This is a genomic window from Nocardia fusca NBRC 14340, assembly GCF_001618425.1.
Classification (GTDB): Bacteria; Actinomycetota; Actinomycetes; order Mycobacteriales; family Mycobacteriaceae; genus Nocardia; species Nocardia fusca.
In genome coordinates this window covers 297,122-322,229 of the sequence record NZ_BDCU01000018.1, presented here as the reverse complement: position 1 = coordinate 322,229, position 25,108 = coordinate 297,122, and the positions used below count along the sequence as shown (strand labels likewise).

24 protein-coding genes are annotated in these 25,108 nt (G+C 68.6%); 16 read left to right on the top strand and 8 right to left on the bottom strand.

Annotated features, from left to right (window positions below; translation table 11 throughout):
* The first annotated feature begins 171 nt into the window (after nucleotides 1-171).
* The 4 genes from NF4_RS10780 (at nucleotide 172) to NF4_RS10765 (ending at nucleotide 4,348) form a co-directional block, all read left to right on the top strand.
* On the top strand, nucleotides 172-1,146 hold the full coding sequence (locus NF4_RS10780) for an aldo/keto reductase (RefSeq protein ID WP_063127130.1): 975 nt from the start codon (nucleotides 172-174) through the stop codon (nucleotides 1,144-1,146).
* Nucleotides 1,147-1,198: 52 nt separating this feature from the next.
* Nucleotides 1,199-2,236, top strand: a complete 1,038-nt coding sequence (locus NF4_RS10775; protein WP_063127129.1) for a heme/hemin ABC transporter substrate-binding protein — start codon at nucleotides 1,199-1,201, stop codon at nucleotides 2,234-2,236.
* Nucleotides 2,237-2,306: 70 nt separating this feature from the next.
* Entirely contained in the window at nucleotides 2,307-3,389 is a 1,083-nt protein-coding gene (locus NF4_RS10770) for a FecCD family ABC transporter permease (protein ID WP_063127128.1), read from the top strand.
* Nucleotides 3,386-4,348: a heme ABC transporter ATP-binding protein gene (locus NF4_RS10765; protein ID WP_084533030.1), complete on the top strand. Its 963-nt coding sequence runs from the start codon at nucleotides 3,386-3,388 to the stop codon at nucleotides 4,346-4,348. Before NF4_RS10770 ends, NF4_RS10765 begins: the two co-directional genes overlap by 4 nt.
* On the opposite strand, the gene NF4_RS10760 is transcribed toward NF4_RS10765, so the two are convergent.
* The 3 genes from NF4_RS10760 to NF4_RS10750 are packed head-to-tail and all read right to left on the bottom strand — an operon-like array spanning nucleotide 4,272 to nucleotide 7,341.
* Nucleotides 4,272-6,392, bottom strand: a complete 2,121-nt coding sequence (locus NF4_RS10760; protein WP_063127127.1) for an MMPL family transporter — start codon at nucleotides 6,390-6,392, stop codon at nucleotides 4,272-4,274. The two genes, NF4_RS10765 and NF4_RS10760, sit on opposite strands and share 77 nt — an antisense overlap.
* Before the next feature lie 17 nt (nucleotides 6,393-6,409).
* A complete protein-coding gene (locus NF4_RS10755; RefSeq protein ID WP_232330401.1) occupies nucleotides 6,410-6,970 on the bottom strand; it encodes a WKL family lipoprotein in 561 nt (186 codons plus the stop codon).
* A 20-nt stretch (nucleotides 6,971-6,990) separates the two neighbouring features.
* Complete coding sequence (locus NF4_RS10750; protein WP_063127126.1) at nucleotides 6,991-7,341, bottom strand: hypothetical protein; 351 nt, start codon at nucleotides 7,339-7,341, stop codon at nucleotides 6,991-6,993.
* A gap of 126 nt (nucleotides 7,342-7,467) precedes the next feature.
* Here NF4_RS10750 and NF4_RS10745 point away from each other — a divergent pair, with 126 nt between their 5' ends.
* From NF4_RS10745 to NF4_RS10735, 3 genes are read left to right on the top strand one after another with little or no spacing between them, the layout of a single operon-like run.
* Entirely contained in the window at nucleotides 7,468-8,535 is a 1,068-nt protein-coding gene (locus NF4_RS10745) for a hypothetical protein (RefSeq protein ID WP_157120153.1), read from the top strand.
* Complete coding sequence (locus NF4_RS10740; RefSeq protein ID WP_063127125.1) at nucleotides 8,535-8,801, top strand: DUF5703 family protein; 267 nt, start codon at nucleotides 8,535-8,537, stop codon at nucleotides 8,799-8,801. Before NF4_RS10745 ends, NF4_RS10740 begins: the two co-directional genes overlap by 1 nt.
* A 5-nt stretch (nucleotides 8,802-8,806) precedes the next feature.
* The gene (locus NF4_RS10735; RefSeq protein ID WP_063127382.1) at nucleotides 8,807-9,883 is read left to right on the top strand and encodes a quinone-dependent dihydroorotate dehydrogenase; all 1,077 of its coding nucleotides are present in this window, start codon (nucleotides 8,807-8,809) and stop codon (nucleotides 9,881-9,883) included.
* Between the two features lie 13 nt (nucleotides 9,884-9,896).
* Here NF4_RS10735 and NF4_RS10730 read toward each other — a convergent pair whose 3' ends face one another.
* Nucleotides 9,897-10,277 carry a hypothetical protein gene (locus tag NF4_RS10730; RefSeq protein ID WP_063814546.1) on the bottom strand — a complete coding sequence of 127 codons (381 nt, stop codon included), beginning with the start codon at nucleotides 10,275-10,277 and terminating at the stop codon, nucleotides 9,897-9,899.
* A 374-nt stretch (nucleotides 10,278-10,651) separates the two neighbouring features.
* Between NF4_RS10730 and NF4_RS10725 the strand changes: the two genes are divergently transcribed.
* The 3 genes from NF4_RS10725 (at nucleotide 10,652) to NF4_RS10715 (ending at nucleotide 15,015) form a co-directional block, all read left to right on the top strand.
* Complete coding sequence (locus NF4_RS10725; RefSeq protein ID WP_063127124.1) at nucleotides 10,652-12,154, top strand: carbohydrate kinase family protein; 1,503 nt, start codon at nucleotides 10,652-10,654, stop codon at nucleotides 12,152-12,154.
* 241 nt (nucleotides 12,155-12,395) lie between these two features.
* Complete coding sequence (locus NF4_RS10720; protein WP_063814545.1) at nucleotides 12,396-12,998, top strand: GTP cyclohydrolase II; 603 nt, start codon at nucleotides 12,396-12,398, stop codon at nucleotides 12,996-12,998.
* Between the two features lie 184 nt (nucleotides 12,999-13,182).
* On the top strand, nucleotides 13,183-15,015 hold the full coding sequence (locus NF4_RS10715) for an AMP-dependent synthetase/ligase (protein WP_063127123.1): 1,833 nt from the start codon (nucleotides 13,183-13,185) through the stop codon (nucleotides 15,013-15,015).
* Nucleotides 15,016-15,064: 49 nt separating this feature from the next.
* Here NF4_RS10715 and NF4_RS10710 read toward each other — a convergent pair whose 3' ends face one another.
* The 3 genes from NF4_RS10710 to NF4_RS10700 form a co-directional block, all read right to left on the bottom strand.
* Complete coding sequence (locus NF4_RS10710; protein ID WP_063127122.1) at nucleotides 15,065-15,592, bottom strand: YbhB/YbcL family Raf kinase inhibitor-like protein; 528 nt, start codon at nucleotides 15,590-15,592, stop codon at nucleotides 15,065-15,067.
* A 21-nt stretch (nucleotides 15,593-15,613) separates the two neighbouring features.
* Nucleotides 15,614-16,972, bottom strand: a complete 1,359-nt coding sequence (locus tag NF4_RS10705; RefSeq protein ID WP_084533029.1) for a M20/M25/M40 family metallo-hydrolase — start codon at nucleotides 16,970-16,972, stop codon at nucleotides 15,614-15,616.
* A gap of 252 nt (nucleotides 16,973-17,224) precedes the next feature.
* Nucleotides 17,225-18,118 carry a Sco1979 family transcriptional regulator gene (locus tag NF4_RS10700; protein WP_063127380.1) on the bottom strand — a complete coding sequence of 298 codons (894 nt, stop codon included), beginning with the start codon at nucleotides 18,116-18,118 and terminating at the stop codon, nucleotides 17,225-17,227.
* 745 nt (nucleotides 18,119-18,863) lie between these two features.
* Between NF4_RS10700 and NF4_RS10695 the strand changes: the two genes are divergently transcribed.
* The 3 genes from NF4_RS10695 (at nucleotide 18,864) to NF4_RS10685 (ending at nucleotide 21,444) form a co-directional block, all read left to right on the top strand.
* Entirely contained in the window at nucleotides 18,864-19,319 is a 456-nt protein-coding gene (locus tag NF4_RS10695) for a pyridoxamine 5'-phosphate oxidase family protein (protein WP_157120152.1), read from the top strand.
* 66 nt (nucleotides 19,320-19,385) lie between these two features.
* On the top strand, nucleotides 19,386-20,270 hold the full coding sequence (locus NF4_RS10690; protein ID WP_063127119.1) for an SAM-dependent methyltransferase: 885 nt from the start codon (nucleotides 19,386-19,388) through the stop codon (nucleotides 20,268-20,270).
* A gap of 295 nt (nucleotides 20,271-20,565) precedes the next feature.
* Nucleotides 20,566-21,444: an SAM-dependent methyltransferase gene (locus NF4_RS10685; RefSeq protein WP_063127118.1), complete on the top strand. Its 879-nt coding sequence runs from the start codon at nucleotides 20,566-20,568 to the stop codon at nucleotides 21,442-21,444.
* A 3-nt stretch (nucleotides 21,445-21,447) separates the two neighbouring features.
* On the opposite strand, the gene NF4_RS10680 is transcribed toward NF4_RS10685, so the two are convergent.
* Nucleotides 21,448-21,774 (bottom strand): histone-like nucleoid-structuring protein Lsr2, encoded by a 327-nt coding sequence (locus NF4_RS10680; protein WP_063127117.1) that lies wholly within the window; start codon nucleotides 21,772-21,774, stop codon nucleotides 21,448-21,450.
* 206 nt (nucleotides 21,775-21,980) lie between these two features.
* On the opposite strand from NF4_RS10680, the gene NF4_RS10675 reads away from it, so the two are divergent.
* From NF4_RS10675 to NF4_RS10665, 3 genes are all read left to right on the top strand, one after another.
* Entirely contained in the window at nucleotides 21,981-22,904 is a 924-nt protein-coding gene (locus tag NF4_RS10675) for an alpha/beta fold hydrolase (RefSeq protein WP_063127116.1), read from the top strand.
* Nucleotides 22,905-23,052: 148 nt separating this feature from the next.
* Nucleotides 23,053-23,535 carry a MarR family winged helix-turn-helix transcriptional regulator gene (locus tag NF4_RS10670; RefSeq protein ID WP_198165291.1) on the top strand — a complete coding sequence of 161 codons (483 nt, stop codon included), beginning with the start codon at nucleotides 23,053-23,055 and terminating at the stop codon, nucleotides 23,533-23,535.
* Nucleotides 23,532-25,106, top strand: coding sequence for a DHA2 family efflux MFS transporter permease subunit (locus NF4_RS10665; RefSeq protein ID WP_063127114.1), 1,575 nt, complete (start codon nucleotides 23,532-23,534; stop codon nucleotides 25,104-25,106). Before NF4_RS10670 ends, NF4_RS10665 begins: the two co-directional genes overlap by 4 nt.
* The last annotated feature ends 2 nt before the right edge of the window (nucleotides 25,107-25,108 follow it).

Here is a 25,108-nt window from a genome sequence, read left to right as displayed (position 1 = left end):
GGCGACGACCGGCAGCGACCCTACAGTGCGCGCCCCGGGTCCCGCGCGGCGGCCGCCGCTGCGGCGGACACGCCGAGCGGACCGTTCGTCCCGAACCGCCACCGCGCGAACACGCTCTAGGCTGGGCGCCGTGAGGATTTGTCGAACCGTGCCGGACACGGAGACTCGGTGATGGAACAGCGCACCGTCGGCCGCAGCGGGCTGCGGGTTTCCCGGATCGGGCTGGCCACCCATACCTGGGGAAGCCACACCGACCCCGATACCGCCGCCGCGCAACTGATCGCGTTCGCCGAATCCGGCGGCACCCTCGTCGACACCTCCCCCGCCTATACCGGCGGGGCTGCGCAACGGATCCTCGCCGACCTCCTCGGCGATCTGGTGTCGCGCGACGAGCTCGTCCTGTGCGCCGGTGCGGGCCTGGTCCCGTATTTCCCGTCGGTCCCCGCGGGCAGTGACCCGCCGCCGCCCGGGCAGGCCCGGACCACGGTCGACTGCTCGCGCCGCAGCCTGCTACGGCAGCTGGACCGCACACTGCTGGAACTGGGCACCGACCACCTGGACCTCTGGCAGATCACCGCCTGGGACGCGAGCACCCCGCTCGACGAGATCGCCGCGACCCTGGAATATGCGATCACCTCCGGGCGCACCCGGTACGCCGGTGTCCGCGGCTTCACCGCCTGGCAGCTGGCCAGCCTGGCCGCGGTCAGCCCGGTCACCGCCGTACAGACCCCGTATTCGCTGCTCACCCGCGGCGCGGAGGACGATACGGCGCCGGCCGCCGCGCACCACGGCGCGGGCCTGGTGGCCACCGCGCCGCTGGCAGGCGGAATCCTCACGGGGAAATACCGGGACGGCGTCCCGGCGGACTCCCGCGCCGCCGACGAGGCGACCGCCGCCGAGATCCGCGGCCGCCTCGACGACGACCGCGCCACCGCCGTCGTCGACGCTCTGGTCACCGCGGCCGACGGACTGGCCACGTCCCCGCTGGCGGTCGCACTGGCGTGGGTGCGGGACCGGCCCGGGGTCGCGAGCATGCTCGTCGGCGCCCGCGATATGGGTCAGCTCACGGGGGTCCTGGCCGCCGAAACTCTGGAACTGCCGCGGGCGATCGCCGCCGCCCTCGACGATGTGAGTTCCACCCCGTAGTGCGGGGGGCGGGCGATCACCGGACACACCCGCACGGATTAGCCTTGCCTTCATGAGGTATCACCGGGTCCGCTCCGGACGGGCGCGCGCACTGCTGGCAGGACTCGCGGCGGGCCTGCTCGTACTCACCGCCGCCTGCGACAGCTCCGAACCCGTCGGCGCCGCCACCCGGCAGGGCCCGGCCACCGCGGTCCTCGACGACCTGGACCCGGTGCCGATCACGCCGCCGCCCACGCCGGTCCTGCCGGCCACCGTCCGCTCCTTCGACGGCGCCGACGTCACGGTCACCGACGCGAGCCGGATCGTCGCCGCCGATCGATACGGCACCCTCGCCCAGATCGTCTGGGCGCTGGGCCTGGGCGAGAACCTGGTCGGCCGCAGCACCGCGGCGGCGTTCCCCGCCGTTGCACAGCTGCCGAACGTCACCGGCGGCAACGGCGCCCTGAACGTGGAATCGATCCTGGCGTTGCGGCCCAGTGTGTTTCTCACCGACACCACCAGCGCGTCCCCGGCGGTCCGGGAACAGTTGCGCGCCACCGGGATCACCGTCGTCTACTTCGACCCGGAACGCACCATGGACGGAGTGGTCCCGCAGATCGAGGCGGTCGCCGCCGCCCTCGGGGTGCCGCAGCGTGGTCAGGAACTCGGCCGCCGCACCCGCGACGAGATCGCGGCCGCCTCCGCCGCCGTACCGGCCCCGGATCCGCGGCTGCGCATCGCGTTCCTGTACCTGCGCTCCAGCGCCATCACCATGCTCGCCGGGCCCGGCTCCGGCGCCGACGCGCTCATCGCCGCGCTCGATGCCGAGGACGCCGGGCAGCAGGCCGGGCTGACCGAACCGTTCACCGCCATCACCAGCGAAGCCATGATCGCGGCCGCCCCGGATGTGCTGCTGGTCATGACCGACGGGATGAAATCGATCGGCGGAGTCGACGGGATCGTCCGGATCCCCGGGATCGCACAGACGCCGGCGGGCCGAAACAAGCGGATCGTCGATATGTCCGACGCGGTGCTGTTGTCGTTCGGACCCAACACCGGCCGGGTCATCTCCGCGCTGTCCGACGCCGTGTACGGCCGGCCCCGAGCATGAGCGAGTCAGGCCCGGAGGCGGCAGCGCAACGTGACCACGGAGTGCCCTCGATCATGCCGTGGGATGCAGCATGACCGTCGACCTGGAGAAACCACCCGCACTCCCGGATACCGGTCACCCACGCCGCCGTGCGGTCCTCGCCTTCACCGGCGCTGTCGTGGCACTGGTGGTGCTGGCCCTGGCCTCCGCCGCCATCGGGCAGGTCCCCACCAGCCCCGCCGAGGTCGCCGGCAGCGTCGCGCACCGGATCGGCCTGGACTGGGGTCCGCTGCCCGCCCACCCGGCCGGGGAGGTCACGCTGTGGGAGGTCCGGTTCCCGCGCGTGGTCCTGGCGATCCTGGTGGGAGCCGCCCTGGCCACCGCCGGGGCGCTGCTCCAGGGTGTCTTCGCCAATCCGCTCGCCGAACCCGGCGTCATCGGAGTGTCCGCGGGTGCGGCGGTGGGCGCCGGAACGGTGATCGTGTTCGGCGGGGCCTTCGTGGCCGCCTGGTCGGTCGCGGCGGCCGCGTTCGCCGCCGGACTGATCACCACGGCGCTGGTGTACGTGCTGTCGCGGGCGAACGGCCGCACCGAAGTGGTGACCCTGGTGCTCACCGGTGTGGCGATCAACGCGTTCGCCGGCGGGCTCATCGCGTTCCTGCTGTTCGTCGCCTCGCCCGCGGCACGCGACCAGATCGTGTTCTGGCAGCTCGGCAGCCTCAACGGTGCCACCTGGGATGCGGTCACGGTCGTCGCGATCCTGACCGCGGCCGGCGTCGCCGCCGCGGTTCTCGTCGCGCCCCGGCTGGATCTGCTCGCACTGGGTGAATCCGCGGCCCGCCATCTCGGCGTCGACGTGGAACGGCTGCGGCGCACGGTGATCGTGATCGTCGCCGTGCTGACCACCGCGGGGGTGGCCTTCACCGGCATCATCCTGTTCGTCGGCCTGATCGTGCCGCATGTGGTGCGGATGGTCGTCGGGCCCGGCCACCGGGCCCTGGTCCCGGTCAGCGCGGTCACCGGTGCGGTGGTGCTCCTGGCCGCCGATGTCGCCGCCCGCTCCCTCGTCGACAACGCCGACCTACCACTGGGCATGCTCACCTCGCTCATCGGCGCCCCGTTCTTCTTCTGGCTGCTGCGCCGCACCCGGGCCCGAGCAGGAGGTTGGGCATGACCGCGGAGACCACCACCCTGCGCGACGGGCTCACCGGGCTACTGCGGCGCGGGCACGATCTGCCCGGTGCCCCGGAACCGGGACGTGTCACGCTGCGAGCCCGGGGAGTCACCCTGGACCGGCACGGGGGCGGCGGCGGAACACGGCGGGTACTCGACGGCGTCGATTTCGAGGTCGCCGCCGGTGAAGTCGTCGCCCTGGTGGGACCCAACGGCGCCGGGAAATCGACCCTGCTCGCGGTACTCGCCGGAGAACTGGACCCCGGCGGCGGCAGCGTCGAACTCGACGGCCACCCCCTCGACCGATGGACGCCGATCGATATGGCCCGCCGCCGCGCGGTGCTGCCGCAGTCGCATACGGTGGGGTTCCCGTTCAGCGCCGCGGAGATCGTCGCCATGGGGCGCGCCCCATGGCAGCGCACCCCGCAGGCCGGGCGCGACGACGAGGTGATCGCGGCCGCCATGGCCGCCACCGACAGCACCCACCTCGCCGGACGGTCGTTCCCGAGCCTGTCCGGCGGGGAACGGGCCCGCGTAGCACTTGCCCGGGTGCTGGCCCAGGACACCGCGACCCTGCTGCTGGACGAGCCGACCGCCGCCCTGGACCTGGGACATCAGGAAGCCGTGCTCGCCCTCGCCGCGGACCGCGCCGCGACCGGTGCCGCGGTGGTGGTCGTCCTGCACGATCTGGCGTCCGCCGCCGCCTACGCCGACCGCGTCGCGGTACTGGACGACGGACGCGTCGCGGCCGCCGGGCCCCCGCGCGAAGTCCTCACCGGCGAGTTGCTCAGCCGCGTCTACCGGTACCCGGTCGAGGTCCTCGACCACCCGGGCACCGGTGCGCAACTGGTGCTGCCCGCCCGCCCCGCACGCGGCCGCGGCGTCACTGTGGCCGAAGGGCCCGTGATCCCGGACGCCAGACGAGTTTCAGCACGGCCGGGGTCAGCAGCATCCGGATGACCGTCGCGTCCAGCACCAGGGCCGCGATCATGCCGTAGGCGATGTACTTCATCATCACCAGCTCCGAGAAACCGAACGCACCCGTCACCACGATGAGGATCGCCGCCGCCGAGGTGATCACCCCGCCGGTGTGCGCGATCCCGTACCGGATGGCCTCCGGTGGGTCGGCTCCCGCGGCCCGCGCCTCCACCACCCGCGACAGCAGGAACACCTCGTAGTCGGTCGACAGCCCGAACACCACTGTCACGATCAGCACCAGCACCGCGAACATCAACGGCCCCGGCGTGAAATCGAACAGCCGCGCCCCGTGGCCCTCCACGAAAACCCAGGTCAGGATGCCGAGCGTGGCGCCCAGGCTCAGCGCCGACATCGCCACCGCCTTCACCGCCAGGATCAGCGACCGGAACGCCGCGTACATCAGCGCCAGCGCCGCCGCCACCAGAACGGCCACCAGCAACGGCAACCCGTCGAGCAGGCCGTGGATACTGTCGCGTTCCAGCGCCGGCACGCCCGCCACCATCACCCGCACACCGTCCGGTTCCTCGATACCGCGCAGCACCGCGATCGCGGTATCGGCGGCCCGTTCGTCGACCAGTCCCGCCTGCAGCACATTGATCCCGTCACGGGTGGGAGCGGCGGGTTCGAACGGACCCGTCAGCCCGGGAGTGGTGTTGGCCTGCAGACGGATATCGCTCAGCTGGGAGGCATCCGCGCCGGTCACGACCAGGCGCAGCGGTTCGGTCCGGAAACCCGGGAACAGCGCGTCGAACTCCTCCTGCGCTATCCGCGCGGGATTGTCCTGCGCGAGGTACTTCTCGCTCAGGCCCCCGAACTCGATATGCCGAAACGGGACCATCAACAGCAGCAGGCCCAGCACCACCGGAACGATCACCGCCCACGGCCGCGCCATCGACCACCCCGCCAGCCGGGAGAAGATCCCGCGATCGATCTCGGCCTCGGTACTGGCCCGCGCGAACCGCCGCCACTGCCACAGATCGATCCGCGGACCCGCGATCGCCAGCATCGCCGGGAGCGCGGTCACCGACAACACCGCCGCCAGCAGCACCGAACTGATTCCGCCGTAGGGCACCGACCGCAGCACCCCGTTCGGGAAGATCAACAGCGCGCCCAGGCTCACCGCGATGATCGCCGCCGAGAACAGCACCGTGCGACCCGCCGTGGCGACCGTGCGCGCCACCGCCTCCTCTACACCGCGACCCGCGGCCAGTTCCTCCCGGAACCGGGTGACCGTGAACAGGCCGTAGTCGATCGCCAGGCCCAGACTCACCAGCGTCACCACGGCACTGGCGAAAACGTTCACCTCGATATAGCCGGTGAGCAGCCGCATGATGCCCTGAGTGCCCAGGATCGTCATCCCGCCGATCAGCACCGGGAGCACGGCCGCCACCACGCCGCCGAACACGAAGTACAGCAGGATCGCCACCAGCGGCAGCGCGATCATCTCCGCCCGCCGGATATCGTCCTGCATCCCGGTGTTGATGCCCTCGACCACCGGCTGCAGGCCCGCCGCCTGCACCGTCGTACCGGCGGGTCCGGTACCGGGACCCTCGGCCGCCAATGCGCCGACGATCGCCTGGTAGTTGTCGACGGTCGCCGACCCTTCACCCCGCAGGCCGATACTGGCGAACGCGTGGATGCGGGAATCATCGGCGAACTGCCCCGACAGCACGCTGTCCCAGTAGCTGTCGATCCGCAGCACGCGGTCGGGATGGTCGCGCAGCAGCCCGGCCAGCTGGGCGGTCACCGCCGCCCGCACCTCCGGATCGTCCACGGTGCGCCCCGGCGGTGCGGTGTACAGGGCGATCACATCGCTGTCGGTGTCCCGGCCGAAGGTCGCGTCGGCCAATTTCGAGGCCGCCACCGATTCGCTCGACTCGTCGAACCACCCCTCCTGGGTCAACCGGTCCGCGAGATCCCGGCCGTACAGACCCGACGCCGCCACCAGGGCCGAGAAAATCACGAGTATCGCGACCCGGTGCCGGTACACGAAACGGCCCCACCGGTGGGATCCCGCCGTGTCCATCCGCGGGCGCCCGCCGCCTAACCGCACGCCGCGGTTCGGTAATCGGCCGAACGCAGGATCCCGCACAGATCGGTCCGCGACAGCTTCCAGGCGCCGTCGAGATAGATGAAATGCACCACGGTGGTACGGACGGCGGTGCCGGAGCCGTCCTTGTCCAGTCGCAGGGTCGCGGTCACCGTACCGTCGTGGTTGTCGAACACCGGATCGGTGACCCCGTACACGGCCCGCGGATTGTCCTGCAGCGCCTGGTACATATCGGGGATCGCCTGCGCGAACGCCTCCCCGTCCTCGATCAGCGCGGTCCGCTCCGAATCCGGCAGCGCCGGGTCCAGTGCCCGTTTGATCTGCCCGTCCAGTTCGGCGGCCGTCGGGAGCGAGCGCGACGCGAGTTCCCGCGAGGTCGCCGCCGCGGACGAGGACAACGCGGCCTTCGCCGAGGATCGCGCCGCCGCCACCGCCTCCTCGTCGACCCCGGACCCACAGGCGGTCACCGAAACCGCTGCCACGAGCAGAATGACGAGTGACATAAATCTGGCGCGCGCACCGCGCACCAGCCGGAAAACAGATGTGTACCGCATCACATCATGAATACCATCATTCACTGCATACCTTCGATCACCGACCCGATCCGGGCCAGCAACGCCCGCACGGTCGGAACATTACGGCCTCGCGGCGGCGGCTCGGCAGCAGGGAGCAGATCGCGCACCAGTGCCACCACACTGCGGGTGTCGTCGAGATCGGTATCCGTCACATGGGTTTCCGCGACGGCCACCACATCCTCGGGCCCGGGTACCTCATCCGGATGGAGATCGGGCCGATAGACCTCCAGGCGCAGCGTCGCCCGCACCGTGCGGAACGCGAACGAGCGCCCGTCACCGGTACGACCGAATCCGTGCGCGAACGGGCCCGTGGTCACCTCGTCGGCGGAAAAACCCGGCACCTCGTGCATCGTCAAACTCCTGACCTCCGCACCGTCTGATCCGTACGTTAACCCGGCCCGCACCGGAGCCCGGCTGCCGACACCCCACATACCCCGCTGGCACCGCCGTCAACCCCGTCGTGATCAGATAATCGAATGCAGCATCGGTCGTTTCCGGACACAGCGCACCGGGTCCGGCGCCGGAGACCACGCGGTACCGTCGCCGCGTTACTGCTCACCGCCGCCGTCGCACTGACCGGTTGCGCGGGCGACGGCGAGCCCGGCCCCGGCGACGTACCCACCCGCGAACCGGCGACACCGGCGGTTTCACCACCGGTCACCCTCGCCCCCGCCGGGCAGGTCTATCCGGCCCCGACCGCGCTCACCGCCCTCGTCGGCGACCCGGGCAGCGGAAACCTCGCCGGCCTCGATCCCGCCGGGACCACACTCACCGTCTTCACCCCGGCCACCGAACCGCCCACCACCCATGAGGTGCGGCTACCGGTCCCGGCCACCGCGATCGCCGCCGGCACCGCCGGGGAGATCCTCGCGTCCGCCGACGGCGCGATCCTGCGCGTCGACGCCGCGACCCGCGCCGTCACCCGTATTCCCGTCGACGGCACGCTGCGCAGTGTGCGCTCCCGCCCGGACGGCACCCTGATCGCCGGTACCGCCGACGGCCGGGTCCTGCTCCTCGACCGGGAGGGCCGCGTCCAGCAGACCGTGTCCGGTCTGGTGTCCGCCGACGCGATCGCCCTCACCGGTGACACCCTCGCCGTACTGGACCGCCGCCAGACCCTGCTCACCGAGATGGCAGCCGGTGCGGAGCAGCTCGGGCTCGCGCTCCGAGCCGGAGCCGGGGCCGCGAACCTCGTCGAAGCGTCCTACGACCGGGTCGTGGTCACCGATCCCGACAGCGGCCAGCTCCTGGTGTTCACCACCGATCCACTCGTGCTGCGTCAGCGCTACCCGGTAGGATCGTCGCCTTACGCACTCGCCTACGACCGGCGTTCTGACACCGTATGGGCGACGTGCACCCAGAGCAACGAGATCGTCGGCTACGACCTGTCGACGGGAACACCGCGCGAGGTGGGCCGCTATCCGACGATCCGGCAGCCGAACGCGGTGACCGCCGACGACACGACCGGCGATCTCTACATCGGCTCCGCGACCGAACCGGGTCTGCAGCGCATCCCCGCGGACCAGCGCAAGAGAGGGCAGTGATGGCATCCACTCGACGTGCAGCGACCTCGCGCACCACGCTCCCGGCCACCTGGGAGACCAGCGGCGACGACTACGAGTACATACCGCTGCGCCTGCCGCCCGATGTCACCCGGGTCACCGCCTCGATGCGGCTGGCTATCCAGGCCGAGTACGGCGGGTGGGAGCTCTCCCGGGTCCGCGCCTACACCGACGGCAGCCGCCGCGTCCTGCTGCGCCGCCGCAAGACCGCGTCGACCAGCCCCGCGGGGCACTCCGTGGAGCTATGAGCGTGCTGTATCGATTGCTGCTGCGGGTCATGTTCCTGGTCCCGCCGGAACGTATCCACCATCTCGTGTTCGGAGTGATCCGCGCGGCCACCGCTCTCGGCCCCACCCGGGCCCTGTTGCACCGGTTGTTCGGCGTGGACGATCCCATCCTGCGGACCACCGCGTTCGGGGTGGAGTTCGCCGCCCCGCTCGGCCTGGCCGCCGGATTCGACAAGGACGCGACCGGAGTCGACGCCTGGGGCGCACTCGGCTTCGGATTCGCCGAGATCGGGACCGTCACCGCCGCCGCACAGCCCGGTAACCCGCAACCCCGCCTGTTCCGGCTCCCCGCCGACCGGGCCCTGATCAACCGGATGGGTTTCAACAACCACGGTGCCGCGGCCGCGGCCGCCCGGCTGCACGGACGGAAGACGACCGTGCCGATCGGCGCGAACATCGGCAAGACGAAGGTGGTCGACGCCGCCCACGCCGCCGAGGACTACGCCACCAGCGCTCGGCTGCTGGGCCCGCTCGCCGATTTCGTGGTCGTCAATGTCAGTTCGCCCAATACCCCGGGACTGCGAGATCTGCAGGCCGTGGAATCACTGCGCCCGGTCCTCACCGCCGTGCTCGACAGCGTGCGGGTCCCGGTCCTGGTGAAGATCGCCCCCGACCTGTCCGACGAGGATATCGACGCGGCCGCCGATCTGGCGATGGAACTCGGCGTGGCCGGCATCGTCGCCACCAACACCACCATCGGCCGCACCGGACTCGCCAGCGACCCCGACAAGGTCGCCGCGATCGGGGCCGGTGGACTCTCCGGCCCGCCGGTCGCCGACCGCTCGCTGGAAGTGCTGCGGCGGCTGTACGCCCGGGTCGGCGATCGGCTGGTGCTGGTCTCGGTGGGCGGGATCGAAACCCCCGAGCAGGCGTGGGAACGCATCCTCGCCGGGGCTTCGCTCCTGCAGGGTTACACCGGTTTCATCTACGGCGGCCCGCTGTGGACCCGGAGCATCCACCGCGGTATCGCCGCGCGGCTACGGGCCGGTGGTTACCGCAGCCTGGCCGACGCCGTGGGCGCCGGCCACGCCACGCACCACTGAGCGGACCGGACACTCACGCGGCCGAACCGCTACGGATGGCGCCGGGGCCGCCCCGAGGCGGGACGGCGTCCGGCGGCAGCCGATCGTGCATGAACTGCGACTCCAGCAGCCGGGCCTCCACCCGATTCGCCAGCAGCACGACCACCTGCTCCCACACCAGGCCGAGCAGATCCACCGATTCGACGGCACGGGCCAGCGCCGTCTCGTCGTGCACGAGCGCGGGATCGGACAGGGTCTCGTCCACGCCCATACCGGCATAGGCCTGCTCGAACGACAGATCACGGTCGGGCAGCCAGCTCAGCCGCCACCACGAACCGTGCCGGGTCTGCACGCGCTCGGCGAATTCGGGGGAGATACCGCTGGTCATCAGCCAGTCGGTGATATGGATGGTCACAGCTGCCTCCTCGAGGGGCTCGGCACCGAGACCGGGCCGGAGAAACGGCCGGCACGGCATCGCTGCCGTCGGGGGATGAACGACGAATCTGCGCGGGCGCTCAGCACGCCCCGGCTGGGGATGTCTCCGGATCGGCGCCTACACGACCGGCGTACCGGCGCATTCCGTAACGGTGGCCGCAGAGCAGGGCTGTCGTCGCTGTCATCACAGGCCCTCCCGTTCCTCTGATCGAGGGAAAAGCTACCCCGAGTGTGTCATTTGACAGTTCTGCGAGTCAATGCCAATGTCAAACGCCATTTGCACTATGGTTATTGCCAATCGCCGCGCGGCTGAAACCTCCCGGGGGGTGGCGGCACAGCAGAAAGGGCTGCCGAATGGTCCCCCACGACGACACGGCCATCGTCGCCATCCGCAATATCCTCACCCGGCTCTGCAAGCGATCCGGCCTGAGCTCCGACCGCCTGACCACCACCGAAATCGACGTCGATCCCCTTCTCGATCTCCCGGTGGTCCGGCGCTACGCCGCAGCCCACGGGACCACTCCCCTCGCCGCCGTCCCGCCCGTCGTCCGGGAGCACGCCCGGCGGCTGCCACCGACCCATCGGGTCATCACCGACGCGGAACTGGCCCTCGGACTCCTCCGCGAAACCGCCCCCGCCGGTATCGATCCCACCGCGCTCTACTCCCAGGACCTCGGTACCCGGCGCGAATACCTCTCCGCGAACTGGCGGCGACTCCACGAAATCGCCGGCGCCGACCCCATTCCCCCGGCCCCCACCGTCCGCTCCCTGCGGGCAACCCCCGAACGCCGGGCCTTCACCGCCCTGGCCGCGCTCCTGGTCACCGGCGCCGTCTATCGTGACGACAGCGCCGCCCGCGGAACCACCCGGCACCGGCCCCGCGGCACCGTCGGCACCCTTACCGTCGTCGGCGACGCGGTGATCGATCACATCTACCGCGTCGACACCATCCCCGACGCCCGCGGCTTCGCCCGCGGCCGGTTCAGCGACAACCCGGGCGGCAAAGGACTCAACCGCGCGGTCGCCGCCGCCCGGCTCGGTATCGACGTCCGCCTGGTCACCACGATCGGCGACGATCCGGCCGGCCAGCGGATTCTCGACTACCTGCGCGCCGAGCGGGTCGACACCTCCCTGGTCAAGGTGGTCCCCCAGGCCACGACGCCCATTACCGCACTCATCGTCAGCAGAACCGGTATCACCGGCACGATCTTCTGCGAGGACGACCGCATCCGGCTCACCGGCACCGAACTGATCGGACCCGCCGTGCGCGCCGCGCTCACCGAGACCGATGCCGTGCTGGTCACCCTGGAGCCACCTCTGCCGGTGATCGAACAGGTGCTGGCCGCGGTCCAGGCCCTGCCCGACCGGCCTACGCTCGTGCTGACCGCCTCCGAGATCGAATCGCCCCAGATCCTGTACCGGTACCTGTCCACCGTCGACTACCTGATCGGTTCCACCAAGGAACTCGACAGCATGGTTCCCGAGATCACCGCCCGCTCGGGCCCGCATATCGCCCAGCAACTCCAGATGCTGGGCACTCGTACCGTGTGTGTCGTCGAGGATTTCGGCTGCACGGTTCGTTCCGATCGGATCGCGCTCGATATCCCCCGTTTCCAGGCCGCTGCCCTCACCGACGTCCCCGGCTCGCGGGGCGCGTTCTCCGCTGCTCTCGTCTACCGGCTGCTGACGGCAGCGAAGCCCGCCGCCGACACGCGTCGCATCGCCGATGAACAGGACTACAACTGGGCCACCGCCGCCATGGTCGCCACCCAGTCCTTCGCCGGCGACGTGCCCGGCGCCATGCCGACCGTCGACGAGGTGGACCGGATCATCCGGCTCACCGCCGAGAAGCACTGAGGTGCACTCACCCGTCCCTCATCCGGCCGACCGCACCGACGCGCCGCGCACAGAGTGCGTACCGGACGAACCGGGCGTAAAATCACCTATCGGCCCGCCATCGCACGGCAGCGACCCCGATCGGCGGGCCGAGCGCTGCGCAGGCCCTCCACCGGGCGCGAGACCGCCGGAACACCTGTATTCCGGCGGGAGATATCGGCCTCGTTCGCGGAACCGCACAACCACCGAAGGAGTATCGAACGTGAGCGCAGCCGCCGAAACCGGGCACCGATTCACCCGGAACGGACGGGAGAGCCGGTTGCGCGTACTCGCCGTCGACGGCAATCCCGGCCTCGGCCACGTCCTGATCTTCGGCGACCCGGACGACGACTGCCTCGTCCGAGTGCACTCCCGCTGCCTCTACGGCGAGGCCCTCGGCTCCCAGGACTGCGACTGCGGACCCGAGCTCCACAGATCCCTCGACCTCATTCAGGACGCCGGGGCCGGCGTCCTGGTGTACCTCGAACAGGAAGGCCGCGGCGCCGGGCTCATCGCCAAAGCCCTCGGCTACCGGGAAGCCGAGCGCACCGGCGCGGACACCTTCACCGCCTATCGCAATCTCGGCTATCCCGACGACTGCCGCGGCTATCAGCACGCCGCGAACAGTCTTCTCAAACTCGGGCTCACCCGGGTACGCCTGCTCACCAACAATCCCGACAAAGTACGCGCACTGCGGGAGGCGGGACTGACAGTTTTCCCCGAACCGCTCTACACCGAACCGCTGAGCGACCGCGCCGCCGCCTATCTCGACGCCAAGCGCCGACACCGCGGCCACTGGATCCCGACCACCGCCCCCGGGGACTGACCACCACCGCAGATCTCACTCAGCGACAATCCCCGCTGCGGCGATTACAGCCGCGCACGCTGGCGAATTCGCACCCCCGGACACCGAACGCTCGGTAACATAGTGATCCACATCACTGCCGCAGTGACCGACTCGGCGGTACCGGTGGTACCCGGTCCGCGGCATCCAGCACCGGGATCGGACCATGACCACAGATATCGTCTACCGGCACCGCACGGGCGTCCTCGTCGACACCGTGCCTGCGGCCTTCCAGCAGACCATCACCCTGCGACCCGACGCGGTCGCGCTGCGCACCGTCGGCGGCACGCAGCAGATCACCTGGCGCGAATACGGCGACCGGGTCCGGGTGATCGCCGCCGGACTGTCCGCACTCGGCCTCGGCCGTGGCGACACCCTCGGCGTGATGCTCACCAACCGCCCGGAATTCAACCTCGTCGACACCGCCGCCCTGCACGTCGGCGCCACCCCGTTCTCCGTCTACAACACCTGCTCTCCGGAGCAGGTCGCGCATGCCTTCACCAATGCCGAGAACAAGATCGTCGTGACCGAACAGCAGTTCCTCGACACCATCCGCGCCGCGGGAGTCGCGCTCGACCACATCGTCCTCGTCGACGGGCCCGCGGAAGGCACCACCGCCCTGGCGGACCTGGAAACCGCGCCCGACCCGGATTTCGATTTCGACGCCGCGTGGCGGGCCGTCGAACCCGGCGACCTGGTCACCGTCATCTACACCTCCGGCACCACCGGCCCGTCCAAGGGAGTCGAGCTCACCCACCGCAATGTGCTCGCCCAGATCATCGCGCTGAACAGCGGTCCCATGGATGTCGGGCTCGACGATCGTGCCCTGTCCTATCTGCCCGCCGCGCATGTCGCCGACCGCATCTCCGGGCACGCCATCAACCTCGTCACCGGTATCCAGATCACCACCGTCCCCGACCCCCGGGAGATCGCCGCCGCGCTACCGGACGCCCGGCCGACGGTGTTCTTCGGCGTGCCGCGGGTCTGGCAGAAGATCAAAGGTGGCATCGAAACGAAGCTGGCCGCCGAAACCGGCGCCAAGAAGGCCATCGCGACGTGGGCCGTGGCCACCGGAATCGCCGCCGCCCGAGCCGATCTCGCCGGCACCGGCCGCGGCCCGCTGCTGGATCTGCAACACCGCGTCGCCGAGAAGCTGCTCCTCGGCAAGGTGCGCGCCGCCCTCGGCCTGGCGGACCTGCGCGTCGCGTCCTCGGGCGCCGCACCCATTCCACCGGAAACCCTCGAATTCTTCCTGGGCCTCGGATTCTGCGTCTCCGAGGTCTGGGGTATGTCGGAGACCAGCGGTGTCGCCACCTACACCGATCTGGACAAACCCCGTCCCGGCTCGGTGGGTCGCCCGGTCGACGGCGTCGAGCTGCGTCTCGCCGACGACGGTGAGGTCCTCGTGCGCGGCGAGATCGTCACCCGCGGCTACCGCGGTATGCCCGAGAAAACCGCGGAGGCGCTCGACACGCAGGGGTGGCTGCACACCGGCGATATCGGCACCCTCGATCCCGACGGCTATCTCCGGATCATCGACCGCAAGAAGGAGATGATCATCAACGCGAGCGGTAAGAACATCGCGCCGAGCAATATCGAGAACGCCGTGAAAGCGGCCTCCTCACTGGTGGGCCAGGTCGTCGCACTCGGCGAAGCCCAGCCCTATATCACCGCGCTCATCGTGCTCGATGCGGATATGGCCGCCGTACGGGCCAAGGAGATCGACGCCGCGGCTGCCGATATCGCGCAGCTGGCGCAACGACCCGAGATCATCGAGGACGTGCGGGCGGCAGTCGCGGCGGGAAACGCGAAACTGTCGCGGGTGGAACAGATCAAACGGTTCACCATCGTCGATACGGTCTGGGAACCCGGCGGTGACGAACTCACCCCGAAGATGTCGCTCAAACGCGCGCCGATCGCCACCAAGTACGCGGCACAGATCGAAGCGCTCTGCGCCGACTCACCACCCGAGACCGTGATCGAGGTAGAAGCCCGGTAAACAGCGGTGGCCCCAGCGGATACCGCCGGGGCCACCGGACCGCGCTAAATTACTTCTGCTCGTAGGTACCGACCAGAATCGCCCGCGCCAGGGTGTGCGAGAACAGGTTGAATCCGAGGAACGCCGGGGAAGCCTCCGGCGGCACGCCCAGCGAGTCCACATCCACCGCGTGCACCACGATGAAGTAGCGGTGCGGACCGTGCCCGGCCGGCGGGGCCGCCCCGACATAGCCCGCGAACCCGCCGTCGTTGCGGAGCGTCACCGCACCGGACGGCAGTTCACCGCCCTCGCTGCCGGCCCCCGCGGGCAGCTCCGTCACCGACACGGGGATATCCGCCACCGCCCAATGCCAGAAACCGGAGGCCGTCGGCGCGTCGGGGTCATAGACCGTCACCGCGAAACTCCTGGTCTCCGCGGGGAATCCCGACCAGCTCAGCTGCGGCGACACATCCGCACCGCCGGCACCGAAGACACCGCTGACCTGAGCGTTACCCAACGGCGCACCGTCGGACACATCGGTGGAGGTCAGGGTGAACGACGGAACCGAAGGCAGGGCGTCGTAGGGGTTGTCGGCCATGTTCTCCTCTTTCGAATCGGATCAGCTGTGCAACAGGAAGTGTTCCAGCACCTCGGTGCCGAACTCGAGCGCGTCGACCGGAACACGTTCGTCCACACCGTGGAACAGGGCCGCGAAATCCAGCTCCGGCGGCAACCGGAGTGGCGCGAACCCGAAACACCGGATACCCAGATGCGCGAAGGCTTTCGCGTCCGTGCCTCCGGAGAGCATGTACGGGACGGTCCGGCCCTGCGGGTCATGGGCCAGGATCGCGTCGTTCATCGCATCCACCAGGTGGCCGTCGAAAGTCGTCTCGTAGGAGTCGAGTTTGGTGATCCACTCCCGCTCCACATCCGGGCCGATGAGTTCGTCCACTTCACGTTCGAACGCGGCCTGCCGGCCCGGGACCACCCGGCAGTCCACCACCGCCTCCGCGGTCTGCGGAATGACATTCGCCTTGTACCCGGCGTTCAGCATGGTCGGGTTGGCGGTATCGCGCAGGGTCGCGCCGATGATCCGGGAAATGGACCCCAATTTGGCCAGCGTGCCCTCGATATCGGGGCTGCCCGGATCGAACTCCAGCCCGGACTCCTCCGATACGGCGGCCAGGAACTCGGCGACCGAATCGGAGAGCACGAGCGGAAACGTGTGGGTGCCCAGGCGCGCCACCGCGGCCGCCAGGATGGTGACGGCGTTGTCCTCGTGCAGGAACGACCCGTGGCCCGCGCGCGCCTTCGCGCGCAACCGCATCCAGCCCAGCCCCTTCTCCGCCGTCTCCACCAGATAGAGGCGTCGCTCACCGCCGTCCGGGCGCGGCACGGTCAGGGAGAAACCGCCGACCTCGCCCACGGCTTCGGTGACGCCTTCGAAGAGGTCGGGCCGGTGCTCCACCAGCCAATGCGATCCCCATTTCCCGCCGTTCTCCTCGTCGGCCAAGAAGGCGAAGACCAGGTCCCGGGGCGGCACCGTCCCCTCGATCTTGAACTGGCGGGCCACCGCCAGCATCATCCCCACCATGTCCTTCATATCGATCGCGCCGCGACCCCAGACGTAACCGTCCTGTACGGCGCCCGAGAACGGGTGCACACTCCAGTCCGCCGCCTGCGCCGGCACCACGTCGAGGTGCCCGTGCAACAGCAGCGCGCCGCGACTCGGATCGGCGCCCGGCAGCCGCGCGAAGACATTGCCGCGGCCCGGTGCGCCGGATTCCACATATTCGGTGGTGTATCCGGCGTCTTCCAGTTGCCGCGCCACCCATTCGGCACACTCTCGTTCCCCTTTGGTGGTCGCGAGATCGCCGGTATTGGACGTGTCGAACCGGATCAGCGTGCTGACCAGCTCCACCACCTCTGCCACGGCACGAGAACGAGCAGAACCCGAATTTTCACCTGTAGCGGCCACGTCCCCTTCCTACCATCTCGGATATCCTTGCTTCCTTTCGGTGCGACCGGCCTCTAGCAATAGATAGTTAGATGCGCATATCTACGTATGACCATTCTATAGTCTGGTTCTGGATTCTTGGTTCGGTATGACAGAGGCATGCGGTGCGGAATGGGCGGGCCCCGGGTACGCGAGGCGTGGCCCGGCCCGGCCGATACACCGCTCCCCCGCCCGGCGCCGGAGAACGGAACGACTCCCCGGCTGCGCCCGGACCTACTCGGCGGGCAGTTCGGAGAGCACTTTACGTAGATAGTCCCGGCTCTCCCCCGGGGTGAGCGCAATAACGCTCAGCTTGTTCATCACCGTCATATAGACCTCGACGTCCTGCTTCTTCTCCAGGTAGTGCGAGGTGGTGAGTTGCTCCATGTAGACCATGTCCGGTAGCTCGGGTTCCGGAAACCGCAGAATACTGAAAGAACCACCGGCCGCCGGATGGCCGCCCACCGAATAGGGCAGCACCTGGATCTTCACATTCGGCCGTTCGGAGGCGGCGATGAGATGTTCGATCTGATCCCGCAACTCGGGATAGCCGTCGATCGGGCGGCGCAGCGCATTTTCGTCCACGACCGCCCACAGTGTCGGCGCCGCCGCACGGCTCAGGATGTCCTGGCGGCGCATCCGTATACCGACCCGGCGTTCGGTCTCGTCGTCGTTACCGAGCGTGATCACCGACCGCGCGTAGGACTCCGTCTGTAGCAGGCCCGGTACGAACTGCGCCTCATAGGTACGGATCGTCGTCGCGGCCTGCTCCAGGCCGATATAGTTCTCGAACCAGTTCGGCAGCACATCGTTGTACGGCTGCCACCATCCCGGATCGTTCGCTTTCTTCATCAGATCCACATAGACGGCCAGCTTCTCCGGATCGTCGACCCCGTAGAGCTTCAGCAGGTCGAGCAGATCGCGCTCCCGGAACCGGGTCCGGCCCAGCTCGAGCCGGCTGATCTTGGCATGGGAACCGCGGATGTGATCACCGGCGTCCTCACGGCTGATCCCGCATGCCTCCCGCAAACGGCGCAACCTGCTGCCGAGCGAGATACGCAACACGGTCGGCCCACGATCGGCTTCCGCCTGATCCGGGGTATCGGAATCGTCTCGCTCGTGTGTCATGGTCGCCTCTGGCCAGTTCGTGCTGTGCTGCATCGTACGGCGCCCGCCACCGCCGAACCGCACCGGTCGGCAGGCAATCCTACTATCCGGTATGCGCATATTCCGGTAACGCGCCCACCCCGGAGGGGACCGGAGGTTGCGCGGCAACCTGCTGCCGCGAACGTGCTGATCGAATCCTACAGTGCCGCATACCCGTAGCATCTTTCTGTTTGCACGCGGTATCAGGTTTCCTTGCGTAAACTCCCCCACGACACGACGTCCGGCTTCACCTGTACCGCGACGACCTGGGAGACGACACCGATGAGGGCATCGGCAGCAGGAGCGAGTACCACTGGAGTTGTTTTCAGCATAGCGCGTGTCCGGGCGGCCCGCGGAAACGAACCGGCCGCACGACCCGGCCGCGGCAACCCCCGCGCGAACCGGCGCGATCGGACCCCATCCGCGCGTAAATCCTTCGCCGACAATGTTTCCCACCGTCTCCGGGGGAGGTTCTCATCCGGACGGATCGGGCGCCGCCCGATAGGGTGGTCCGCAGTCAACCGGAACCGGCCGTTCCCGCCGAGACAGCCCGCTTCCACCGTACGTTCCGACGAACAGGACCCGGCCGCGAGCATCTTCCACCGACCGCCGCACGCAGCGCCGCACCGCGGGTCGCGCCTCGGCCCGCCCGTGTCCGGCCCCTTTCCCGTCATCGCACCATCCGTACGTGCCCGAGAACGAGCACGCATACCACTTGGAGGCCCGAATGCCCGACACAGTCACCACCACCGAGATCCGCACGAAACTCACCGAAGTCCTCGGTCACTCCAGTATCGACCTGGCCACGTCCAAGGACGGCGTCAACTGGGCCACGAGCGCCTTCTTCGCCAACGTCGACGACGACCTCTTCCGCCTCACCCTCATCCTGGAGAACAGCGGCCGGACCCTGGATCAGCTCAAGGCCAACCCCAATGTGGGGGTGAAGGTGGTGCCGGGTGGGATCGCGGATCCCTTTGCCCAGGGACTGGGCACGGTCACCCTGCGCGAGGGAGCCGACCAGGACGAGACCTTCCGGGCACTGCTGCGCAAGGAACCACAGATCGAACCGTTCCTCGCCACGCCGGTCACCGCGCTGGTGATCGATATCGACTGGTGGCGCGTCACGCATCTGGGCGGCGGCTGGCTGCCGGGCAAGGTCCTCGAGCGCGGTACGGACGCCTGAGGGGACGCCGCCGGGTCGGCGGCATAACATCGCCCTGTTCGATTCGCAACGTAGAGAGAGGTATTCATGGCCGAACCGGCTCATCGGACAGGGGTTCGTGTCCCGGTCGGGGTGGACACCACCCGGCCCAGTATCGCCCGTGTCTACGACTACAGCCTCGGCGGCAAGGACAACTACGACGTCGACCGCGCCGCCTTCGAGCAAATCCAGCGGATCGCACCACGGCAGGGTGATGTCTCCCGGATGAACCGGCGCTGGCTCCACCGCGTGGTGCGCTATCTGGCCGGACCGGCCGCCATCGATCAATTCCTCGATATCGGCGCCGGTTTGCCGACGGTGGGTAACACCCATCAGATCGCGCAGCAGGAGAACCCCGAGGCCACGGTCGTCTATGTCGACAACGATCCGGTGTGCAACGCACACGGCCGGGTGCTGTTGGAACAGAACGAGAACACCCATTTCGTCTCCGGCGATCTCCTCGAGGAGAACACGCTGCTGGAGAACAAAAAGGTGCTGCAATACCTGGATATGGACAGGCCGATCGCGGTGATCCTGTGCGGGCTGCTGCATCACGTCGACGACGACCTCGAACCGGCGCGGGTCATGCGCGAATACATCTCCCGGCTGCCCGCGGGCTCGTACGTCGCGATCACCAACTTCTGGGACCCGGCCGACGAGAACCCGGAACTGCACGATCTGGCCGAGCGACTGGAGCGGGCATTCACGGAAATGGGGCTGGGTTCGGGGTGGTACCGCACCCGCGCCCAGCAGCTCGAGTACTTCGACGGCCTGGAGATCATCGCGCCCGGCCTCGTGGAACTCGAGGACTGGTGGCCGGCCGGACCGGCAACCCGGCCGCGGCTTCCGGAGGAAAAGGTGGTTATCGGCGGCGTCGGATACAAACGCCCCCTGGAAAGAGTCCGATTGCACAGTGTGAACGGAAACGACTGACGAATCGCCCTGTTGTCCGGTGGTGCACGGCGCCGGCTTTCCACCCGGCGACCGCCACGATCGGACAACACCGAACACGTCTATGGCACAGTATTTTTCACAAACAGGTCAGCTCGGCCCGAAACCGTGCCGAGCACGCGTATCCGGGTTAGGCTCGGCCCACTCCGATGACGTGAACCATTTTCCCGCGCAGTTCGATCGGCGCCGATTGCTCGCTCCGGCACCGCGTTCTACGCTTTGGTGACCCGACTCATATATCCATCCAGTATTTCTTTCGTCCAGAGAGAAGGTCGAGATGGCCGAACCGGCGCACCGGACCGGCGTTCGCAAACCGGTCGGCGTGGACACCACCCGGGCCAGTATCGCCCGTGTCTACGACTACAGCCTCGGCGGCAAGGACAACTACGACGTCGATCGCGCTGCCTACGCCGCGATCCTCGAGGTCGCGCCCCGACAGGGCGATGTATCGATCATGAACCGGCGCTGGTTGCACCGGGTCACCCGGCATCTGGCGGGCACCGCCGGTATCGATCAGTTCCTCGATATCGGGGCCGGACTGCCCACCGTCGCCAATACGCACGAGATCGCCCAGCAGCAGAATCCCGAGGCCACGGTCATCTATGTCGACAACGATCCGGTGTGCAACGCACACGGCCGGGTGCTGTTGGAACAGAACGAGAACACCCATTTCGTACCCGCCGATCTCCTCGAGGACAAAACCCTGCTGCGCAATACCGACGTAACGCGCTACCTGGACATGGATCGGCCGATCGGGCTCATCCTGTGCGGGTTGCTCCACCATGTCGACGACGAACTCGACCCGGTCGGGATCATGCAGAAATATGTGGACCTGCTGCCGCCGGGGTCCTATCTCGCGATCAGCCATTTCCACGATCCGGGCCCGGCCGATCCGCAGCAGCACGCGCTCGCCAAAGAGCTCGAACGCCGTTTCACCGAAAAGGGTCTGGGCTCTGGCTGGTACCGCACCACCGAGCAGATCCTCGAATACTTCTGCGGCCTCGAACTCATCGAACCGGGCCTCGTCCAACTCGACGACTGGTGGCCCGCCGGTCCGCCGCTGCGGCCCCGGTATCCCGAAGAGCAGGTCATGGTCGGTGGCGTCGCCTACAAGCCGGCCGGCGACAGCACCGACCACCGGAATCGACCCGGGTAACGGTTACCCGTTGACGTGGCGGAACGCGGCCAGAATTCCGGCGGGTATCCGGCCGCGCGTCGACACCTCGTGGCCGTTGCGCAACGCCCATTCCCGGATCACCTTCGCCGAGGCCGACCGCACCGGCCGTTCCCGTTTCGTCCGCGCGGCCCGACCGGCCTTGCGGGCGAACGGAGTCCATTTACCGAAGACTGCGCGCATCTCCCTCGCGTTGGCTTCGGTCAGGTCGATCTCGTACGTCACGCCCTCGAACGCGAACACCACAGTTTCGGCCGCGGGTGATTCGCCGTCGAGGTCATCGATCAAACTGATGACGACCTTGCGCGCCATGGGCTTGCTCCTCCGATCACCGATTACCTTGCCAGATATGACATCAGCTACCCCGCGGCTGTGCGAATGACCGGGCTTGCCCGCAACGCCGGCACAGCGACCTCGTCCGGGGGATGTGAGCATACCGCTCCGGTTGTGGCCGCTGTCGCCGGGGCGCGATCGGCCCGCCCGGGTTACCGTGGCGGGGCCGACTGAGAGGACGAACCATGGGCGCGCACCAAGCCGATCTGCCCGAGACCGTCGAGTATCGGTTACCGCACCTGTCGATGACGGCACTCGTCTGGGGCGATCCCGGGGGCCGGCTCGCTCTGTGCCTGCACGGCTTTCCCGACAGTGCCTGGACCTGGCGTCATCTCGGTCCCGCGCTCGCCGGCCGCGGATTCCGCGTGGTCGCGCCGTTCACCCGGGGTTACGCACCGACCGCGGTGCCGGAGGACGGCGACTACCATCTGGGAGCGCTCGCCTACGACGCGCTTGCACTGTATCGCGCACTCGGCGCCCCCGCGGACGCGGTGCTCATCGGTCACGATTGGGGCGCCTTGACCACGAATACCATTGCGGCGCAATCGGATTGCCCGTTTCCCCGGGTCGCTTCGCTAGCGGTCCCGCCGGTTCCGGCCATGCGCCCACGCCGCGACGCCGGGGTGAGCGCGTATCTGCGGCAGCTACGGTTCAGCTGGTACATCCTGTTCAACCAGCTACCGGGAATCTCCGAGCGCTCGCTCGACCTGCTGATACCCCGGCTGTGGCACGACTGGTCGCCGGGGTACGAGGCGGAGACGGATATCGCCCATACCCTGGCCGCGCTGCCGACCGTCGCACGCCGGACCGCGGCGCTGTCCTACTACCGCGCCTTCGTCCGGATCGCCGGGAAACCGTCCACTCGCTACGCCGGCCTCCACCAGCACTGGGACGGCGCGCCGCGCGTGCCCATGCTGTATCTGCACGGCGGCGCCGACACCACCCTGCACCCGGCGTTCACCGCCGGGGTGGCCGAGGTCCTGGCACCGGCGGGTGGAGAAACCGTGACCGTGCCCGGCGCCGGACATTTCCTGCATCTGGAACAGCCCGCACGAGTGACGGAGCTACTGCTCGACTTCTTCGCGGACGACACGACGCGCGGAGACTGACTCCCGGGCCCGGAGCGTGATTTTTTGCTCCGGGCCCGCCGTAGCGCCTTACTCGGGCGCGATGCGACCACTCGCTCCGATATGTTTCCGGTCACATACGAGATATTCCCGCTTCCGCAACTATTACGGACACCCATATGATCGCGCGGTGGCAAATGAGTCGGAGACGAGCACTCTCATCGAGCGCTTCGTGCTCGCCGTCTGCGACCCCGGACGGTGGCAGGGCGTCGACCGGCTCGCCGAACTCGATCTGACGCTCTCGCAGGCCCGGGTGCTGTTCACTGTTGTCCGGCGCCATGAGCCACAACCGATCCACACCATCGCGGGCGAACTCGGCCTGTCGATGACCGCGGCCGGCCGCAATGTCGACCGGCTGGTACGCCTCGGTCTGCTCACCAGACAGGAGAGCTCCACCGACCGCCGGGTCAAGCTCGTCGGTCCCACCGAACACGGGCAACGGCTCGCCTGGGATCAGATCGCCGTCCACCGCGCGACGATCGATACGGTCGTCCACCGCTTGCCCGAGGCTTTACGGGAGGACCTCGGACGGGTCCTCACCGCCGTGCTCGAGTCCGGGGCCATACACAACGTCGTGGCGTGCCCCCCCGCATCGTCAGGAGACAATTCGTGAACGCAAGCCCAGCCCCCGCGACCGACGCGGGGGCTCCGGACAGAATCGACGCATCGGTCCTGAAACTGGCCGGTGTCGTGGTTCTCGGCGCCATCATGTCCATCCTGGACATCACGGTGGTGAACGTCGCCATGCCGACGTTCCAAACCGAATTCGACGTCGCCAACTACTCCACGGTGGCCTGGACGGTCACCGCCTACACGCTCGCGCTCGCCACTGTCATTCCGCTCACCGGCTGGGCCGCCGACCGTTTCGGCACCAAGCGGCTCTACATGACCGCCCTGGTGCTGTTCACCGTCGGTTCGGTGCTGTGCGCGCTGTCCTGGAACATCGGCGCGCTCATCGGCTTCCGGGTGATCCAGGGCCTGGGCGGCGGCATGCTCATGCCGCTGGGTATGACCATCATGACCAAGGCCGCGGGACCGGAGCGGATGGGCCGTTTGATGGCCATCCTTGGGGTACCCATGCTGCTCGGCCCGATCCTGGGCCCGATCCTGGGTGGCTGGCTCATCGAGGACGCTTCCTGGCACTGGATCTTCCTGATCAACCTGCCGCTCGGAGCGATCGCACTCGTCTACGCCTGGTTCATCCTGCCCAAGGACGAGCCGAAAGCCGGTGAAGCCTTCGATTTCGTGGGCATGTTGATGCTGTCCCCGGGTCTCGCGCTGTTCCTGTACGGCATCTCCTCCATCCCGGAGGAGGGCACCGTCGCCACACCGAAGGTGTGGGCGACCATGCTGATCGGCGGGGCGCTGGTGGTCGCATTCGTGTTCTACTCGTTCAAGCCCAAGAATCCACTGCTGGATCTGCGGCTGTTCCAGAATCGCGACCTGACCGTCGCCACCGTCACGATGTTCCTGTTCGCCGCGTCGTTCTTCGGCGGACTGCTGCTGATCCCCACCTACTTCCAGCAGGTGCGGGGCGAGAGCGCGCTGCTGGCCGGACTGCTGGTGGCGCCGCAGGGTATCGGATCGCTGCTCACCATGCCGATCGCGGGCATGCTGGTGGACAAGATGCCCGTCGGCCGGGTGGTTCCGGTCGGCCTGGCGATTCTCACCGCGACCATGTTCGGGCTCACCCAGATCGAGGCCGACAGCTCCTACTTCTATGTGCTCGGCGTGCTGTTCGTCATGGGTCTCGGTATGGGTCTCACCATGATGCCGCTCATGACGGCCGCGCTGCGCACGCTGAACGAGGCCCAGGTCGCGCGCGGTTCCACTCTGCTGAACATTATTCAGCAGATCGCCAGCTCGGTGGGTGTCGCGGTGATCTCGGTGGTGCTGACCAACCGGATGCAGAACTCCGAGGCCGTATCGGCGGGGCAGGCGATGATGGAGGCCCAGCGGACCGGCGAACAGCCCGATCCGTCGGTGCTGCAGTACATCGCGAGCCTGGGCGACAAGTTCGAAACCGTCATGCTCGGGGAGATGTCGGACGCCTACGCCGGCTCCTTCTGGGTGGCGTTCGCGCTGTGCCTGGTCACCCTCGGCTTCTCCGTCCTGCTCCCGCGTAAGGCGAGCGCGGTGGCGAAGCCCGATTCCGATACGCCGGCCCCGGTGCTCATGCACTGATC

Excerpts from the sequence above, each read along its gene's own strand:
- NF4_RS10740 (WP_063127125.1), top strand. The coding sequence starts at position 8,535 with ATGGCATCCACTCGACGTGCAGCGACCTCGCGCACCACGCTCCCGGCC.
- NF4_RS10695 (WP_157120152.1), top strand. The coding sequence starts at position 18,864 with ATGCCCGACACAGTCACCACCACCGAGATCCGCACGAAACTCACCGAA.
- NF4_RS10675 (WP_063127116.1), top strand. The coding sequence starts at position 21,981 with ATGGGCGCGCACCAAGCCGATCTGCCCGAGACCGTCGAGTATCGGTTA.
- NF4_RS10775 (WP_063127129.1), top strand. The coding sequence starts at position 1,199 with ATGAGGTATCACCGGGTCCGCTCCGGACGGGCGCGCGCACTGCTGGCA.
- NF4_RS10680 (WP_063127117.1), bottom strand. The coding sequence starts at position 21,774 with ATGGCGCGCAAGGTCGTCATCAGTTTGATCGATGACCTCGACGGCGAA.
- NF4_RS10760 (WP_063127127.1), bottom strand. The coding sequence starts at position 6,392 with ATGGACACGGCGGGATCCCACCGGTGGGGCCGTTTCGTGTACCGGCAC.
- NF4_RS10710 (WP_063127122.1), bottom strand. The coding sequence starts at position 15,592 with ATGGCCGACAACCCCTACGACGCCCTGCCTTCGGTTCCGTCGTTCACC.
- NF4_RS10725 (WP_063127124.1), top strand. The coding sequence starts at position 10,652 with ATGGTCCCCCACGACGACACGGCCATCGTCGCCATCCGCAATATCCTC.
- NF4_RS10780 (WP_063127130.1), top strand. The coding sequence starts at position 172 with ATGGAACAGCGCACCGTCGGCCGCAGCGGGCTGCGGGTTTCCCGGATC.
- NF4_RS10690 (WP_063127119.1), top strand. The coding sequence starts at position 19,386 with ATGGCCGAACCGGCTCATCGGACAGGGGTTCGTGTCCCGGTCGGGGTG.
- NF4_RS10765 (WP_084533030.1), top strand. The coding sequence starts at position 3,386 with ATGACCGCGGAGACCACCACCCTGCGCGACGGGCTCACCGGGCTACTG.
- NF4_RS10745 (WP_157120153.1), top strand. The coding sequence starts at position 7,468 with ATGCAGCATCGGTCGTTTCCGGACACAGCGCACCGGGTCCGGCGCCGG.
- NF4_RS10700 (WP_063127380.1), bottom strand. The coding sequence starts at position 18,118 with ATGACACACGAGCGAGACGATTCCGATACCCCGGATCAGGCGGAAGCC.
- NF4_RS10750 (WP_063127126.1), bottom strand. The coding sequence starts at position 7,341 with ATGCACGAGGTGCCGGGTTTTTCCGCCGACGAGGTGACCACGGGCCCG.
- NF4_RS10685 (WP_063127118.1), top strand. The coding sequence starts at position 20,566 with ATGGCCGAACCGGCGCACCGGACCGGCGTTCGCAAACCGGTCGGCGTG.
- NF4_RS10770 (WP_063127128.1), top strand. The coding sequence starts at position 2,307 with ATGACCGTCGACCTGGAGAAACCACCCGCACTCCCGGATACCGGTCAC.
- NF4_RS10715 (WP_063127123.1), top strand. The coding sequence starts at position 13,183 with ATGACCACAGATATCGTCTACCGGCACCGCACGGGCGTCCTCGTCGAC.
- NF4_RS10755 (WP_232330401.1), bottom strand. The coding sequence starts at position 6,970 with ATGCGGTACACATCTGTTTTCCGGCTGGTGCGCGGTGCGCGCGCCAGA.